We start from the raw sequence: 16073 nt of genomic DNA, 5'->3' as shown, positions 1-16073 counted from the left end.
GCAAGCAAGTGGTGTATTGCCACGGGCCGGACCGGCGCTTGGGGCCGCAGAACGTCAGCGTGCTCTCAGCCGCGACCTATTCAAAGAGACAGCAACAATGCAGCAAAGCAATGCATGGAGCGGCGGCATCAGCACGGTGTCCGCGTCCGCAGTGTGGGTGGGTTTTGCCCTGGTGGTGGGGGTGATGGGGGCGGCGCTCATTAGCCCGCTGTATGCGCTGTACCAGCAGGCCTGGCAGTTGCAGGCCAGCGATATTTCGATGATTTACGTGCTGTATATGTGCGGTGGCATGTTTGCGCTGCTGTTTCTGGGGCGGTTGCCAGACCGCATCGGTTTTCAGAAAGTGCTGCTGTGCTTTTTGCTGCTGACGCTGGCGGGTACGGTGATCTCCATGTTTGCCTGGAATCTGCCCAGCCTGATCGTGGGGCGCTTCATGGTGGGCATCTCGTCCAGCCTCATCACCATCAGCGCAACAGCAGGGCTGGCGGCACTGGCGGCCAGTGGCAGTGCCGGTGTACCTGTGAACCGCGTGGCCATGCTGGCCAGTTCATTGAATGTGCTGGGCTTTGGTCTGGGGCCGCTGATTGGCGGTGTTGCAGGGCAGTGGCTGCCCCGGCCCTTGATGAGTGCCTATGTGCTGCCGCTGGCACTGGGGGCCGTTGGCGTGGCGGGCATTGCATGGCTGAAACTGCCTGCCGAGGCGCAAAGCGGCAAACAGCAACTGGCCCCCAGCCGCCTGCAATGGCGTGACTGCATGCCGCGCCTGACCTGGCCTGTGCGTGCAGATTCCATGGCTTTTGTGCTGACCTGCGGCTACCCGTTTGTGGCCTTTGGGGTGTTCGGGCTATATGCCTCTATGGCGGGCCTGTTTTTGAAGCAGATGATTCCGTGGAATGGGCCCGTGGTCAGTGGTGGTGCCATTGCCATCATCTTGCTGGTGTCTGCGGGCATACAGCTGCTGGCGTCCCGCCTGCGTGTGCACCGCTGTGGCGGACTGGGCATGGGGCTGCTGGTGGTCAGCAACGCGCTGCTGGTGCTGAACCTTCATATGGCATCGGCCGCACTGTTCGTCATTGGTGTGGCGCTGACGGCGCTGGGCCACGGTATGTGCATGCTGGCGGGCATGACGATGGTGGGGCGTATTGCCCAGCCGGATAACCGTGCGGGCATGCTGTCCACCTATCAGGCCATTGGTTTGCTGGGCTCCATGCTGCCCATGATGGCGGTGGGCTGGATTGCAGACCACTGGGGCATCAATGCCGCCGTTACCGCATTTGCCTGCTTTGTCATGGTGCTGGGCACAGTGCTGGGGCTGGCGTTTGCACGCCACCCCCGTATGCGGGCCGTTTGCTGATGGGTTTAGCGCATGGCCCGGCGCAGTGCCGCGCTGCTCCAGTCCACGGCAATGCTCAATAAAAGCATAGCAATAATCACTGTGCTGGCCTGCGCGTAATGGAATAAAGACAACTCAAAATACAGCAGCTGGCCCAGGCCGCCTGCACCCACAAAGCCCAGGATGGCCGCCATGCGGATGTTCATCTCCCAGCGGTACAAGGTGTAGGCCAGCAGCTGCGGCGCGGCGCCGGGGAAGGTGCCGTAGCAAAACGCCAGCAGGCGGTTGCTGCCCGCCAGGCGCAGGGCTTGTGCAGGTGCTGCGGGGGCGTTTTGTAGGGCTTCGGCGTACAAGCGGCCCAGCACGCCAGCGGTGTGCAGCGCCAGGGCCAGTGCGCCGGCAAACGGCCCCAGGCCCACGGCCAGCGCGGTAATCGTTGCCCAGACCAGTTCGGGCACCGATCGCAGCACGTTGAGCAGCACATTCCACGGCCCACGCCAGCGCGGCAGGGCCAGCAGCAGGCCCACAGCTGCGGCCAGCAAGGTGCCGACGATGGAAATCGCCAGTGTCTCCCACACGCCTTGCAACACTTTCAAAAGCCAGGGCTGGCTCAGATCGGACGGGAAGAAGCCGCGCACAAAGTCGCCCATGCTGCTTGCTGCATCGGCGGTGAAGAGGGCAGAGAAATCAATGTCCAACAACCGCAAACTGCCCCACAGGCCCACGCCGGCAGCTACCAAAAATGCAGCAGTGCGCCAGCCAAAGGGCAAGGCGCGGGGCGCAGGTGCAGTGTCCAGAGCGCGGCGCAATGCCCAGGACAGCGCATCGGCAGCCGCCACCAGCAGCATGAAGGCCAGCAAGATGCTGGCGGCCTCGCCGCCGTTGAGCATCTTCATGGCCTGGTCCATCAACTGGCCCAAACCGCCCGCGCCCACAAAGCCCATCACCACCGAGGCGCGGATGGCGCATTCCCAGCGGTACACGGTGTACGAAGTCAGCTCTTTGGCCGCCTGCGGCAGCAGACCGTAGAGCAGGGCCTGCAAGCGCCCGGCGCCGCTGGCCCGCAAGGCACGGGCGGGTGCGGGGGCGGTGGATTCCAGAATTTCGGCATACACCTTGGCCAGCATGCCGCCATAGGTCAGCCCCAGGGCCAGCACGCCGGCGGCGGGGCCCAGGCCAAACACGCGCACAAACACCAGCGCCCAGACCAGCTCGGGAATGCCGCGCAAGATAGTGAGCACGCCGCGGGCGATGGGGTTGAGCGTGACTTTCTCGCGTGCTGCGCCAGTCGATAAATACGACATGGGCACGGCAATGACGAAGGCCAGCGCCATGCCGGCCGTGGCAATGGCCAATGTTTCGAGTGTGGCGGTGCCCAGGTAGCCCAGGAACTCGCCGCTGGTCTCGGGCGGCAAAAACTGGCGCAGAAAGCCGCCGATGACTTTGAGGTTGTCTGCGTCAAAAAACGGCTGCAGCGAAAAGCCCGCGGTTTGCAGCATGGGCCACAACACGATCAGCGCCATGACCAGCCAGGTCAGCCGCCCGCGCGCTGCCGGGTCGCGCCGCGCGGCGGAGGCAGTGGTAGCACTTAGCGGCATGCGATCACCGGGCTGGGGTTGCTGCTGGTACTGGTGGGGGGCGCATCGGGCGCAGGCATGTTGTGCAGCGTGGGCAGGGGCACGGGGGCGCCGTCAGCACCGGCATACAGCGCTTGCAATTGCGCATCGCTGATCTGCGCGGCGGGCAAGTCAAATGCCACGCGACCATCGCGGATGCCGACAATGCGGCTGAAGTTGGCCAGCGCCAAATCCACCGCGTGCAAGCTGGCCACCAGCGTGGCCTGGCGGGCGGCGGCCTCCTGCACCAGCAGTTGCACGGTGGCCAGCGACAGGGCTGGGTCCAGCGCAGAGACGGGCTCGTCCGCCAGAATCAACTCTGCCCCCTGGTACAGCACGCGGGCAATGCCTACGCGCTGCAGCTGGCCGCCGGAGAGCTGGTCGCAGCGGGCGAACAGCTTGTCATCCAGCTGCACACGGGCCAGCGCTTCGCGCGCGCCGGGAATGTCTTGCGGGTAGGCCAGCGACGCCAGCGCCTTCCACAGCGGCCACTGGCCCAGCTTGCCCGCCAGCACGGCGGTAACCACGCGCTGGCGCAGCGGAATGGGCGCGGCCTGGTGCACGGTGCCAATGCGGGCGCGCAAGGCTTTCAAAGCGCGGGGCGTGGATTGGGTGGACGCAGCCTGGCCCAGCACCTGCATGCTGCCCGTGGTGGGCAGGTAGGCGGTGGCTATGGTGCTGAGCAAACTGGTTTTGCCTGCGCCTGAAGGGCCGATGAGCGCAATGCACTCGCCCTGCGTGGCGGACAAGGAAATATGGGACAGGGCGTGAAAGCCGTTGCTGTGGGTCAGGCCCACATCGTCCAGCATGAAGCTCATGAGACGAATACTCTGAAAATGATAGCTTCCAGCGCGCACTAGAAGCACGCTGGAAGGCAAAAAGGCTTGAAGTGCTTACTTCAGCAGGCCTGCCGACTTGGCCGCTGCTTCAATCCCGTCGTAGTTGGCCGACTTGGTGGGGATGAACTTGCTGGCGCGCTGCAGGTCCATGATGGCCTTGTGCTCGGGCTTGGACGGGTCCAGCGCCAGGAAAGCGTCGGTCAGCTTTTTGACGATGGCGGGGTCCAGGTTGCCGCGCACGGTCCAGTTGTAGTCAAAGTAGGTGGGGGTGGTGGCAAACACGTGCACCTTGCTGGTGTCCACCTTCTTGGACTCGACCAGCTTGTCCCACACGGAGGTGTTCAGTACGCCGGCATCGGCCTTGCCTGCGGCCACAAAGGCCACGGTGGCATCGTGCGCGCCCGAGTAGGCCACGGTCTTGAAGTCCTTCTCAGGATTCATACCCGCTTGCTGCAGGAAGTAACGCGGCATCAGGCTGCCCGATGTGGACGAAGGCGCGCCAAAGGCGAAAGTCTTGCCCTTCAAATCGGCCAGCGACTTGATGGCGGGGTCGGCCGTCACAAACTGGCTGGTGAAGACGGCATCTTCTGCGCGCTGCACGATGGGAATGGCCGTGCCGTTGGTGCGGATCTTGGCCTGCACATAGGTAAAGCCGCCCAGCCAGGCCATTTCCAGCTTGTTGGTGGCCAGCGATTCGACCACGGCAGCGTAGTCGGACACGGGGGTGAAGACCACCTTCATGCCTGTGGCCTTGGACAGGTACTCGCCCAGGGGCTTGAACTTGCGCTGCAGCTCGGTGGGGGCTTCGTCGGGGATGGCAGAGACGCGCAGCACTTTGGGCGTGTCGGCATGGGCCATGGACAGCAGCGAGGAAGAAGCCAGTGCAGCAACGGCCAAGCCGCGCAGCGCCGTACGGCGAGCGATAGAGTGCGTCATATGTATTCCGTTCCAAAAAGCCACCGCCGTCCGGATACACGGCGGTTTAGTTGGCTGCGCATGTGGCGCGCAGCGAATGCAAAACCATAGGCGGTACATCGACCGCAGGGGGCAGATTGTTACGTATTTGAGTAACCCTTGGCGCAGCTCCATAGCTGCTGATGAAAAAAGCCCCGCACTGGCGGGGCTTGGGATCAAACACCTAGTGCCGGCCTTGCTTCAGTATTGCAACTGAAGCTGATAGACCGCCGTGGTGCCGCTGACCTCGTTACCCACCATCAGCAAAGGCTTGCCATTGGGCGACTTGGCTGCCGGGATGAAGTGCAGGCCTTCAGGGCCCAGATCACCCAGCGCAGACAGTGCCGCGCCGCTGGGCGGGTTTTTGTCGTCAAAGCTGGCGGTCCAGTTTTCGCGGGTGTTCAGATAGTCGATCTGCTTGGGTGCCTTGGGGTTGGTGATGTCAAACACCAGAATGCCGCCCATGCGCTCCAGCCCCACGAAGACAAAAGTCTTGTCACCGATCTGGCCCACGGCCAGGCCTTCAGGCTCGGGGCCCTTGGCGCTGCTGCGTGCATCCAGCGTGGCGGTGGCGTCATGGCCGGTGTTGAAATAGGTGGCGCAGGCTACATCGCGCTTGGTGCCCAGCTTGCACTCGGGGCTGGCGATGAATGTCTCAATCGCCGCGCCAGAATCCCAGACCTGCTGGCCCTTGGCATCCCAGATGGAAATGGAGCGGCCACCATAGGCGTACAGCTTGTCGTAGGTCAGATAGCCCTTGGCATCCTGCACGGGGGCGCCGGATGCGTCGGTCTGGTAGCCCATGGTCCAGGTGATCTTGAGGCGGCCAAGCTTGTCGTCATCACGGCAGGTCTTGGGGTCGCCGCTGACTGCGCCGCACCAGGCGAAGTTGCTGGCATTCAGATACGCACCCTTGCCCAACTGGGCCAGATGGGCGGGCAGATCGTCGCCCGCGCGGCGCAGAAAACCATCTTTGTGCACCAGGTGCTTGATGCGCCACTCTTCGACAAAGCCCTTGCTCACATCGCCAGCACTGGCCAGTGCGCCTGTGGCCTTGTCCGCCGCAGTGCCAAAGTAGGCCTTGTTGCCTTCGCCCCAGGCGCGCGCATCGCCTTCATTGGCGGTGACCAGATAGGTTGCGCCGTCAGCCGCCTTGTATGCGGCAATGGAGTCGGGCTGGTACATGCCATAGACATGGGGGGCGCTGGTGATGTGGATGACAGCGTTCTTGCCATCGCTGTCGGCAAAGTCCAGCTCGTTGCCGGCCTTGCCGTGGTCCTTGAAGCCCAGCGCCACCACATCGGTCACGGTGGCGTTGGCAATGTCCACAATGGCCAGCGCATTGTTTTCCTGCAGCGTCACCCAGGCGGTCTTGCCATCGGGGGCCACGGCGATGTATTCCGGCTCCAGGTCATTGGCGACGGCCGCCGTGCCCTTGCCATCGGCCGTGGGGCCGAAGATGCGCACGCCCTTGGCCAGCAGCGCGGCCTTCTGGCTGTTGAAGGCCTTGAAATCGGCGGTGCGGGCGACCGGCTTGGCGGGCGTGCTCACATCGATGACGCTGATGGAGCCTTCGGGGTCGATCTGGTAGTCATCGCTGGGCTCGCCCTCGTTGGCGACCAGAAGCGTCTTGCCATCGGGGGTGAAGGTCAGCATGTCGGGCAGGGCGCCCACGGCAACTTGCGACAGAAGTTCGAGCTTGTCGGCGCTGTAAATCGCCACCGCGCCGTTGCTGGTCTTAATGGCGGCCTGAATGGCGACTGCGACCAGGCCGTCATGCACGGCCACGCTGTTGATGGATGCACCGGCGCCCAGTGACAGCTTGGTGGCGTCCAGGCTCGCAACCATGCGGGGGGCGGCAGGGTTGCTCATGTCCAGCACGTCCAGCGCGCCTTTCTGGGCATTGACCACAAAGCCGCGTTTGGAGGCAGCATCAAAGGCGGTGATTTCAGCCGCGCTTTGCAAGAAGATGCCCGACTGGTAGCTGCCAATTTTCTCCAGCGTCAGGCCGATGGGGGTCTTTTCTGGCTCGGGGGCGGGAGTCGGCGCAGGAACTTCTGGTGTGGGCGCTGGTGGGGTGCTTTGGGTGTTGTTGTCGTTACCACCACAGGCGGCCAGTGCGGCGGCTGCAATCAGAGAAATCAGAAGAGGTTGGCGCAAGGCTTTTGCAGATGTCATGGATCAATTGGCAGGTGCATAAAAGCTGACATATGTAACTAATTCATATTTCATTGCTGTGAAACCCATCGGTGGCAAGGGCAGGCCAGGCCCATTGGGCAGGGCTATTTGTTCTCTTCTTGCCACAGCTTGTGCCGCTATGGCTTGGCAAATTGATGCATGCCCGAATACACTCGCCAGCCTTTACTCCACCTGCGTTATTCGCTCTCATTTTCGAGGTGCCCCATGTCCCGCCGCATTCGTTTCTGCTAAACGACTTCGTCACACGCTGATCTCTTTAGCGTGTGCGCTGCGGTGTACGTGGCGGTGGATGTGTCGCCCCCCTGAGGTGCTTCGCGCCTTCCCCCGAGGGACGACGCCTTTGCTGCGGGGCGGCCCTTGCTTGGCGTCTCTGGCCTGGTTCGCATCCAGGTTTTACGCCCCTCCACTTTTTGAAGCTTCGGCCTGCTATTCACCAGGCCAAAGAAGTTTTGCCTTTTTGCAGCGCTGCCGTTGTCGTTGATTGGTCTGCCACGCTTTTTTTGCGCGTGGCTTATTCCCTTTTTGGAAAGCACAACATGACTTCACAACATTTATTCAACCTGGAAATTCTCAAATACCCGCGCACGCCGCATTTGCGCGGCTCGCGCCTGCAAGTGGGCGACCAGGCCGATGCCGTGCCTTATGAAGCGCTGGCGGGCCGCCATATCGTGGTCGAGGAAAAGCTGGATGGCGCCAATGCCGCGCTCAGCTTTGGCGGCGATGGCTGCTTGCTGCTGCAGTCGCGCGGCCACTATCTGCAAGCCGATCAGATGGGCGGGCGCGAGCGCCAGTTCAACGCCTACAAGCAATGGACCAGGGCGCACGAAAGCGCGCTGATGGCGCTGCTGGATGACCGCTTCATCCTGTATGGCGAGTGGTTGTACGCCAAACATTCGCTGTACTACGACGCGCTGCCGCACTGGTTTTGCGAGTTCGACGTGTGGGACCGCTCGGCCCAGCAGTTTCTGGACACACCGCGCCGCCACGCGCTGCTGGCGGATGTGCCCGTGGTCTCCGTGCCCGTGCTCTACAGCGGCATTGCGCCAAAGCGTGTGCAGGATTTACTGGCGCTGCTGGCCCCGTCGCTGGCGCGCAGCGCGCAGTGGCGTGCGGTGTTTGAGGAGCAGGTGCTGCGCCAGCAGCTGGATTTGCCCCTGGCCTGGAAGCAGACCGATGCTTCGGACCTGGCTGAGGGCCTCTACATCAAGGTCGAAGACAACGGCCAGACCGTGGCGCGCTACAAGTTTGTGCGCTCGGACTTTGTGCAGACGATTCTGGATTCAGGCTCGCACCACAGCGAGCGGCCCATTGTGGCCAATGGCTTGCGTGCGGGTGTCGATATTTTTGCCAATGTGATTCAAAAAGGCTGGTAGCGCACACCTATAAGGCGCTAGCAGCTATCAAAACCATAGTCCATAAGACTGTGGAGAGGAGATGTTTATGTGGGGCTGGAAACAAATAGCGGGCTTGGTGCCGCATTCTGCCCGCGACAACGTGGACTGGGCGGCCTGCCTGGATGCCTTCCCGCAGCTGGAGCTGGCCAAGACCACGCCGCAAGACCCGGTCTATCACGCCGAAGGCGATGTGTGGACCCATACGCAAATGGTGGTGGGCGAACTGCTGCAGGACAGCGACTATGCGCTGCTCTCGAATGAGGAGCGCGAAACGCTGTTTCTGTCTGCGCTGCTGCACGATGTGGCCAAGTGCTCTACCACGCAGATCGCGGAAGACGGCCGCATCGCGCAGCCTGGCCACTCGCGCCGGGGCGCGATGGATGCGCGGCTGATGCTGTGGGCAGCGGGCGTGCCCGTGGCCCAGCGAGAGGCGATTTGCCGCCTGATTGCGGTGCACCAGGTGCCGTTTTTTGCCTTTGCCGATTCGCGCCGGGGTGTCTCGCCCGAGTTCATCGTCCGCGAACTGTCCTGGCAGGTCGATCTGCAACTGCTGGTGCAACTGGCGCGGGCCGATATACGTGGCCGCATTTGCCCCGATGTGGGCAATGTGCTGGTCAATATCGACCTGTTCCAGGAGCTGGCGCGTGAAGAGGGCTGCCTGCGCACACCGCGAAAGTTCGCCTCAGCAGAAACCGCGGTGCGCTACTTTCGCGGGGCCGAGCTGCACCCGGACTACGCCTTGCATGAGGAGCCGGGCTCGCGCGTCATCATCATGTGCGGTCTGCCCGCGTCGGGCAAAAACACCTGGGTGGCGCAGCACCATGGCGATCTACCTGTAGTGTCCTTCGACGATGCGCGCACTGAGCTGGGCTTAAAGCACGGTGACAACGAAGGCGCAGCAGCCCACCGCGCCGTGGACAAGGCCAAAAGCCTGCTGCGTGCCAAAGCGCCGTTTGTGTGGAACGCCACGCATCTGTCCAAACAGATGCGCAGCAAATCTGTCGACCTGTGCCTGGCCTACGGCGCGCAGGTAGAACTGGTGCACCTGGAAGCCAGCAAACCCACGCTGCTGGCGCGCAACAGCAAGCGCGACACCACGCTGAGCAATGCCGCGCTGCTGGGCATGTTGCACAAATGGGAGGTGCCGCTGCCCACCGAAGCGCATGGCTTGCAGTTGCTGTGCAACGAATAGCAGGCATGAAAAAAGCAGACCGTAGAGTCTGCTTTTTTGTCTACCAGCACTTTTCGGGTGCCAGTGCTGTGGAGCTTTTCACATTGCCTCTCTGCCCCGTGTTGGCCAGGGTGTAGGCATAGCATTCGGCATCATTGAGCTGCGGACCCTTGGGCGTGGCGGTGGCGGTGTAGCTCTGGGTGTCGGTGCTCAGGGTGATGGAGAGGTCGTAGTAGGAGTTGTTGTTCGAGCTGGGTACGGCATATGGCAGGGCGGAGTAGCCGAGGTCGCTGGCCGTGGCAGAGTATTTGTTGTTGATGCTATAGAACTTTTCCTGGCGCATGGCCAGATCCAGCAGGGAGTTTTTGGCGTCAATTCTGCGCGTTTTGCGCATATAGCTCTCATAGGAGGGCAGGGCGATAGAAGCCAGAATGGCGATCATTACGACCACGATCATGACTTCGATCAAGGTGAAGCCTTGCTGGATTCGCTGGGTGGAAACAGTGTTTTTCATGCTTTTCATCCTCAGCGGCGGCGTACCCAGTTGACGCGGCGAACCACGCTGTTGCTTGATGGACTGACTTCCAGGGCTTTGCCAATGCCCGAGGTGGTCTGGGTAATGGCGAAGCGGCGGTTGCCGGAGTTGACCGCTGTGACCGAGCCAACCCCGCTGAGGCCCAGCGCAGCAATGACGCCGCCAGAGTAGCCTGAATTCAGAAAGTAGTTGGAGGAAGCTGTGCCGCCGGTATCGGGCAGGATGGCGAAGGTGAAGCCAGAAGCTGCGGTTACGTCGCACGAGAGCACCTGGGCCACTTCTGGAATGACAGTGCTTACGACAAAGTATCCATCCTGATAGCTTGGGTTGTAGGCGATCTGTTCATTGGTGCCGGGCAGAGCCATGATCCAGCCCATGGAGGTATTAGATGAGCCGCAGGTGGTGGAGTTTTTCCAGCACACCGAGGTGTTGCTTACGGTGCGCACGCCGCTGATGCCCAGTGTGTCGCTGGTATAGCTTTGTGAGGTGATGGTCTGGGTGGTCAGGCTGCTGGAGCTGACGGTGCCCTGGTTGGTGATGGACAGATACTGGGTTGTGCTCTTGCCGTTCCATGCATCCATATTGGCATCCCAGATTCCATACATATAGTAGGTGCCCGGGGTGACATAGGAGGCTGCATCGAAGACCTGTGGGTAGATTTTGCCCGTGCCGAAGTTCAGCATCACGCGGTAGCTGTTCTTCTTGTTGGTTGTGCTGACTACGATGGCTGTGGTGATGGGCTGCCCGGCATTGAAGATCGGTGTGGAGTTCACGGCCCAGTTCGCGGGAGAGCTGTCGGTCAGATCGAAGCGCCAGACATTGCCGCTCATGTCGCCTGCATATACATAGTCTGTGATGTGATCACCATCAAGGTCGGCCGATGTGACCTGGCTAATGCCATTGCGGAAGGTGATATTGCCTTTGCTATCCGTGGTGGGGGAGCCAGCGGGCAGAAAGCGGAACGTCTTTTTGCCGCTGCTATCGATCAGCAGAACAAAGATGCCAGACTTGCCCGATTTGCTGCTTTGCCCATTCGGGAAAATGATGCCCCAGCCGCCGTTGTGCAGGCGGCGTATCAGAGGGGTGCCAAAGGTGTTGCCCAGGCTATCGCCACATTTGCTGCTGCTGGTGTCGTTTGCACAGACGATGTCGTTGGATGTCCACTCCCCGAGGACCGTGCTGGAGGGAAGCTGGGTTGAGAATCCATCGGGGTTGGTAATGTCCAGCAGGTACAGCGCGCCAGTGGCGATGGAGGTGTTGTCGGCAATAACCCCTGTGGGCAGGCTTGTGGTGGCGTCCTGATTGCCGCCTCCGCCCAGACCTCCAGCCAGCCATGTCTTCCAGCTGCCGTTGATGTACAGGTCTCCGGTGCCTGGGGCCGCATCAACATAGGCGTTATGAGAATAGTTGGTATTGCCGTAGTTCAGGCGCGTGTCAGCGTTCGGGTTACCGATGGTCTTGAGCACCTGCGAGGGCATGTACCCAATGAGTTCGTTACCGTCGTTGTTGGTGCTGTTGAAGCTGCCATCAGTCTTGCTGGCCCCTGCACGAAAACCGTGCAGAAATCCATCATTGGAGCCAACATAGACCACATTGGTTCGCGTGGCGTTGGCCTGAGCGAATGTCTGATAGCTGGTCCCTTCGGGGGCTGTTGCAGTGGGGTAGAGCAAGTCTGACCATGGCGATGAATAGGGAGAGTTGGGCGCGCCAACCCAGCTGGGGCTGGAGTTGATGATGTCACCCAGCAGGCTGTCTCGTGCACGGAAGCTGCCTGTGCCAGCCGTGGTGATTTCCAGAGAGCGGTCACCCTTCAGATAGCTGAGAAAGTTCGACGCATTGGTTGAGGTTGTCGCAGACCCCAGCAACGCCGATTGCTGGCTGCTGTTCAGATTGCTGTAGTCCAGTGTGACACCGGCACTGCCATTCCAGGTCAGCAGGCGTCGGCTGCTTTGGGCGGAGGTGGTGGTATTGGTGGAGGTGCAGGTGCCCCCGGTGAGCACGCAGCTGGCATCCCAGGTTGCGACAGAATTGATGGAGACAGTACCATCAGTTTGCTCAATCAGGTTTTGAGCAGTCATCTGGCCCCACCAGTTCTTGGGGTGGTAGGAGGCCAGATACAGCTGAGTCCCTTGCTGGACCCGTCCTTGAGGCGGCACATTACCTGCTGCGGATGTTGCAGAACCACTGATCTGTTCGGCTTTGAAGCACATGATTTCATGCACATTGCTACCGCCACCGGTACTGGAGCTAAAGCCAAACCGAAAATTGGATGGCAGTGGCCCATTCTTATCAGTGATTTTCTGAGATTGAAGAACCTGGGTTTCCTGACCGCCGTTGTAGCTGTAGGAGAAACTCAGCAAACCATCCTGAGTGATTTTCAGGTTATAGGTAATGGGCTTGGCTGCGTCTCTGGTGGGGCGGCTGACGGATTCCTGCGAATAAATAGGGTTGCTGGAGCCCAGTGTTTTGGAAACCAGCCATGGATAATTTAAAAATGTACTTGGAGTGGTAACAAACCTTTTGTTATTAATGTCATAGAATTGGCCGTTTGTACAGGTCTGTTGGACTGCAGTTATTTGATTGGCAGATGTTGTTGTGCTGGGAAAAGTGCTAGGGTAATTACTTGAAAGCCATTTCCAATTTGTATTTCCAGCCCCACGTAAGGTGACTAGGTTGGGAGTGAATCCAGTGCTGACACCTGTGTTGGTGTTGTCGCCTTTATTTGCAAAATTTCCATATTCATCAATGCCCAGTCCAATATAACCGCCGAGGATACCATCTGGTGGATTTTTTGAATTGCCGCATGAATAACCAAGGCTGCCACCAAATGAGCCTACTGACTGGTTACCTTTGGCAATATTGGAAACAATAGAAGAATCTACCAGGAAAAAAGCCAGACCGTCGGCACCTGCACCTTTCCCAGTGGAGTAGCCATTTCCACCATAAGTTGCGGTTTTGAAAGTGATATTGACACCTTGATTCGATGGGAAGTCAAAGTTTGAATAAACTGCACCACTTTGATTATTACCATTACTTCCATTGGCTGTGGTATCACCATTGGTCAGACGAAGTGCACCTTCACCGCTGTTGTCTGGAGTCCCATCCAGCAACTGGCCTGTTTTCCCTCCAACCTGCTTTTTTCCGCTGTAATAGTTCAGTCCTATGCATGCAGGAATGGTAGAGCTGCTGCTAGTGGCATCGCCTGCTGTCAGGCAGGCGCCATTGATGGCCTGCCAGTCATAGGTGGAGATCTTGCCAGTCAGCTTTTCATTAATGACCAGAGAGCTTGAGATATTAGGTGCCAATACCAATATCGAAAAAATGGAAAGAGTCAGTGCATTGGGTATAAATTCTTTTTTATGCATCATAGTCCTCCCAGATTCAAGTTGGTCTTGGTGACTTGCAAGGTGCTCAGAACAATAGAAACTGTGTTGCTGTTGCCGCCTGAAGCCATTGCTGAAATTTGGTAATAAATTCCTTGGCGTGTATCTGCACTACCGCCCAGATAGCCGATATGCAGCTGTGGTGCCGCAGCATAATTGACATCCTGTGCGCTGGAGTTCGTCGCACTTGTGAGTCCCCCGCCTGCTGCAATAGTCATGTTGCTGGGTGTATAGGACATGGATCCAGTCCAGGGCAGATCGAGTGACGTCAATGTGGATTTACAGATCCGCATGGAAGATATTTTGTCAACATTCAATGGTGTGCTGTTGGTGCAATCCACCTGGCTTCCAAGATTATTGAGTTCCTGCGTAATCCAGGCTTCTCCATAGCGAGCAGCACCCTCTGCAGCTTGTATGGCGCGCTGCTTGTCCATGGTGTTGCCAGCAGCACTTTCACTTAATAAAACGCTTTTGACAGCGAAAATTCCAAGAATGGTTACCGTCATCAGCATTAGCAGGCTGATGATCATTACCACGCCAGACTGCATTGATTTTTTTTCAGGATGTTGCATCATTTCTGGCAGTGTAATTGTTCATCAGATTGATGTATTGAATGATTGCAGGTGCAGATTTTGGTGTGTTTCCAGCGGTGGTGTTAACCATGTCAGCAAATGCAATGGATATGCGCACAGACTTAACATTCAGCCATAGCGCATTCAAAGGGGCAATTGCTGTAGTGTAGTAGTCGATATTCCCGTCGCTATCGGAATCAACACCGTAGGCAATATTGAAGCTTGAAATATTCTCTGCCAGAGTTGCTTGAACAGATTTTTTGCTAATGTCGTCATAAACAGTGCACTGAAGCAGATAAGTCCCTGTTTGAGCACTGTTTGCGGTAAAGGTGAATGTATTGGTGAAAACCGTATTCGCCGTGCCAGTGTTTCCAGTTCCTATACAAGTTAGCAGGCCATCATTCGGCGCTGTTTGAAATTTTACAGAGACTGTATTTTTTTTTCCGGCTGTTGCGCTTGATGAGATGTACTGGCCTGCTGCAAATCCATTGGCAGAATCCACAGGGAAGGCTGCTGTTTGTGTATTGGAGTTTTGTGGATTAAGGTAGTAACCAGAAAGCTGAATGGTATTGTTCAAAGAGGTTAATGCAAGACGCTCGGACTCTTGCATGGATGATATATTTCCTTGCGCAAAAAAACCATTTTTGATGCTTAAATATATCCCGGTCATGGCCAGTACGCAAAAAAGGCTCATAGCCATTGCAATCATGAATTCAATCAGCGTGAATCCATTCTGTTTTTGGCTGTGGATGTGAGTGTGAATTTTTTTCTTCATGGCTCAACATGCAAGGTGTAGGAGCGTGTGCCACTGGTGGATGAAGAGGATTTTGTGGTGCTGCCGTTGCTGGTATCCACGAACTTCTCAGTCCATGAAAGCGTGATGTCACAGCTATTAATTTTGAATGCGCCATCCGTTCTAGGGTTGCAGCTGATGGTGCTTGCACCATTGGCCAGGGCGTTGTTGATGCTGTTTGCCCACCCCTGTGCATCAGCCCCTGCAATTTGTGCTGAGCTGCATTTGCTGCTGACATCATCACAGGATGCTGGATCAATGAAGCTGATGCCAACAGAGCTTGCGACTGTAGGTTTGCTGGCAGACCATTGCGTGGAAAAAGAGATGGGCGTAGTTGTTGATGCCCAGAAGGCTCTGTTGGTGTACATGGAGGCAGCCAGACTGCTGGCCTCCATGGCTGCAACAGCGCGTTGGTTGGCTGATTTCGCATTACTCATGCCTTTGATGAGCAAGCCGGTTATGCCTAGTATTCCAAGAGAAATGATGACCAGAGATATCAATACCTCCAGTAAAGAGAAGCCTGCAGATAATTTTCGTGATTTACGCACAGCCACTGGCTCCCTGTTTTAGAATATTGAAGCTTCCAGACAAACCAATAACTAAACAACGCTGTGCTGATGCATCTTGTGGGGTTGTGGTGAGTGTCAGGGTCAGTGATGCAGAACTGGGTAAATCAAAAGCAAAGCCATCTCTGTTGAATTTAAGATTGGATGCATTTCCAGAGGCTAGCAATTGGTCATTCGTCTGAAATTTTTGTTCTGTTTTTAAAATTGGCTCGCCGCTATCGAGTGAGCCATTTGAATTGCTGTCCACATAGATAATCCATCCATTTCCCCAGTTGTTGCTGCTTGAGCAGCTCGCAGAATCGGAGGATGGGCATATGATGACATTCAGGCCTCGTTTAATAGCCTCTGATTTTGAATATCGGATGGAGGCGCCAACTTGATTGATCTCGCCACTGGCGCGGTTGGAGCGGATCAATGAAGCCATGCTGGGAGCCGCCCACACAGCGGCAATGGCTATAAGTGAGATGACCGTGATTAATTCAATCAATGTAAAGCCGGATTGGTGTCTTGATTGAATTGGCATGGAGCCTCCTCGGAAATCAATTCCGAGAGTGATTTGGAATGCGATAGAGTATTTTGGTTGAATTCTAGATTTGTTTGGTAAAGAAAAGCAACCTTTTGATACGGTAGTGTAGTTGCAATGGAACTCAGTATCTTTTCTATGCCTCGTAAAGCTAACGTAAAGCTTTCTTGTGCAGCCATTCGTTTTCCTTGTATT

At 57.7% G+C, this 16073-nt stretch carries 14 protein-coding genes; 4 read left to right on the top strand and 10 right to left on the bottom strand.

Annotation, left to right across the window (positions count from 1 at the left end; genetic code table 11):
- The first annotated feature begins 97 nt into the window (after positions 1-97).
- A complete protein-coding gene (locus JDW18_RS13430; protein WP_218239941.1) occupies positions 98-1354 on the top strand; it encodes an MFS transporter in 1257 nt (418 codons plus the stop codon).
- A gap of 5 nt (positions 1355-1359) precedes the next feature.
- On the opposite strand, the gene phnE is transcribed toward JDW18_RS13430, so the two are convergent.
- From phnE to JDW18_RS13410, 4 genes are all read right to left on the bottom strand, one after another.
- Positions 1360-2931 (bottom strand): phosphonate ABC transporter, permease protein PhnE, encoded by a 1572-nt coding sequence (gene phnE, locus JDW18_RS13425; protein ID WP_218239940.1) that lies wholly within the window; start codon positions 2929-2931, stop codon positions 1360-1362.
- Positions 2922-3767, bottom strand: a complete 846-nt coding sequence (locus tag JDW18_RS13420; RefSeq protein ID WP_218239939.1) for a phosphonate ABC transporter ATP-binding protein — start codon at positions 3765-3767, stop codon at positions 2922-2924. The genes phnE and JDW18_RS13420 overlap by 10 nt, the downstream gene beginning before the upstream one ends.
- A gap of 75 nt (positions 3768-3842) precedes the next feature.
- Positions 3843-4724 (bottom strand): putative selenate ABC transporter substrate-binding protein, encoded by an 882-nt coding sequence (locus tag JDW18_RS13415; RefSeq protein WP_218239938.1) that lies wholly within the window; start codon positions 4722-4724, stop codon positions 3843-3845.
- Between the two features lie 219 nt (positions 4725-4943).
- Positions 4944-6920 (bottom strand): choice-of-anchor I family protein, encoded by a 1977-nt coding sequence (locus JDW18_RS13410; protein ID WP_218239937.1) that lies wholly within the window; start codon positions 6918-6920, stop codon positions 4944-4946.
- A gap of 557 nt (positions 6921-7477) precedes the next feature.
- Here JDW18_RS13410 and JDW18_RS13405 point away from each other — a divergent pair.
- The gene (locus tag JDW18_RS13405) at positions 7478-8314 is read left to right on the top strand and encodes an RNA ligase family protein (protein ID WP_218239936.1); all 837 of its coding nucleotides are present in this window, start codon (positions 7478-7480) and stop codon (positions 8312-8314) included.
- 67 nt (positions 8315-8381) lie between these two features.
- Positions 8382-9527, top strand: a complete 1146-nt coding sequence (locus JDW18_RS13400) for an AAA family ATPase (protein WP_218239935.1) — start codon at positions 8382-8384, stop codon at positions 9525-9527.
- 40 nt (positions 9528-9567) lie between these two features.
- Here the strand turns inward: JDW18_RS13400 and JDW18_RS13395 are convergent, their stop codons facing one another.
- Entirely contained in the window at positions 9568-10020 is a 453-nt protein-coding gene (locus JDW18_RS13395; RefSeq protein WP_218239934.1) for a type IV pilin protein, read from the bottom strand.
- 11 nt (positions 10021-10031) lie between these two features.
- A complete protein-coding gene (locus tag JDW18_RS13390) occupies positions 10032-12251 on the bottom strand; it encodes a pilus assembly protein (protein WP_246609913.1) in 2220 nt (739 codons plus the stop codon).
- A 6-nt stretch (positions 12252-12257) separates the two neighbouring features.
- Here JDW18_RS13390 and JDW18_RS22615 point away from each other — a divergent pair, with 6 nt between their 5' ends.
- Positions 12258-12533 carry a hypothetical protein gene (locus JDW18_RS22615; RefSeq protein ID WP_246609911.1) on the top strand — a complete coding sequence of 92 codons (276 nt, stop codon included), beginning with the start codon at positions 12258-12260 and terminating at the stop codon, positions 12531-12533.
- 872 nt (positions 12534-13405) lie between these two features.
- Here JDW18_RS22615 and JDW18_RS13385 read toward each other — a convergent pair.
- From JDW18_RS13385 to JDW18_RS13370, 4 genes are read right to left on the bottom strand one after another with little or no spacing between them, the layout of a single operon-like run.
- Positions 13406-13999: a pilus assembly PilX family protein gene (locus JDW18_RS13385; protein WP_218239932.1), complete on the bottom strand. Its 594-nt coding sequence runs from the start codon at positions 13997-13999 to the stop codon at positions 13406-13408.
- Positions 13983-14771 carry a PilW family protein gene (locus JDW18_RS13380; RefSeq protein ID WP_218239931.1) on the bottom strand — a complete coding sequence of 263 codons (789 nt, stop codon included), beginning with the start codon at positions 14769-14771 and terminating at the stop codon, positions 13983-13985. The genes JDW18_RS13385 and JDW18_RS13380 overlap by 17 nt, the downstream gene beginning before the upstream one ends.
- Positions 14768-15337, bottom strand: a complete 570-nt coding sequence (pilV, locus tag JDW18_RS22845) for a type IV pilus modification protein PilV (RefSeq protein ID WP_218239930.1) — start codon at positions 15335-15337, stop codon at positions 14768-14770. The genes JDW18_RS13380 and pilV overlap by 4 nt, the downstream gene beginning before the upstream one ends.
- A complete protein-coding gene (locus JDW18_RS13370) occupies positions 15330-15878 on the bottom strand; it encodes a GspH/FimT family pseudopilin (RefSeq protein WP_218239929.1) in 549 nt (182 codons plus the stop codon). The genes pilV and JDW18_RS13370 overlap by 8 nt, the downstream gene beginning before the upstream one ends.
- Positions 15879-16073: the final 195 nt, after the last annotated feature.

Source organism: Comamonas fluminis (assembly GCF_019186805.1).
In the GTDB taxonomy this organism is placed as follows: domain Bacteria; phylum Pseudomonadota; class Gammaproteobacteria; order Burkholderiales; family Burkholderiaceae_C; genus Comamonas; species Comamonas fluminis.
Note: the sequence above shows the minus strand (reverse complement) of the source record. Positions and strands in the feature narration are given on the sequence as shown.